The following is a 774-nucleotide window of genomic DNA, read 5'->3' on the forward strand; positions in this document are numbered from 1 at the left end:
TATGCGAAATTGAGCTGAATATTCCCAGGGACCGTAACGGTGAATTTGAACCCGTAGTGGTTAAAAAACACCAAAGAGACGTTTCGGGGATTGAAGAACAAATCATCTCTATGTATGCCAAAGGGATGACCGTAAGAGATATCCAGGATCATTTGCATAATATTTATGGCATTGAGGCGTCTCCAACCTTAATTTCCAATATTACTGATAAACTTTTACCGGTCATTCGCGAATGGCAGAACCGCCCTCTACAGGAAATTTATACAGTAGTTTTCCTTGATGCAATTCATTACAAGGTCCGGTTAGAAGGCCAGGTCGTTAACAAAGCGGCTTACATGATCATTGGCATAGACATTGAAGGCAAAAAAGACGTTCTTGGCATATGGATCGGCGAAAACGAGAGCGCAAAATTTTGGCTTAATGTACTTAATGAACTCAGAAACCGCGGGGTTCAGGATATACTTATCATGAGCGTGGACAATCTTACCGGTATTTCCGATGCTATTGCCGCGTGTTTCCCTGAAACCGAAATTCAGAAATGCATAGTCCACCAAATCAGGAACTCAACAAGATATGTCTCTTACAAAGATCTCAAACAGTTTACTGCTGATTTGAAGCCGGTTTATAAGGCCGCTACTGAAGAAGAAGGTTTAATGATGCTGGATGAGTTCGAAAATAAATGGGGCTCCAAGTACCCGTTGGCAATAAAATCATGGCGCAAGAACTGGCACGAGATAGCCACTTTCTTTAAGTACCCGCCTGAAATAAGAAAAC

At 41.9% G+C, this 774-nt stretch carries 1 protein-coding gene; it reads left to right on the forward strand.

Translation table 11 applies throughout. From position 1 onward, the window contains the following. On the forward strand, positions 1 to 774 hold a 774-nt coding region (locus Tfer_RS15720), incomplete at both ends, for an IS256 family transposase (RefSeq protein WP_152909089.1).

Origin of the sequence: Thermincola ferriacetica (assembly GCF_001263415.1) — a bacterium.
GTDB lineage: Bacteria > Bacillota > Thermincolia > Thermincolales > Thermincolaceae > Thermincola > Thermincola ferriacetica.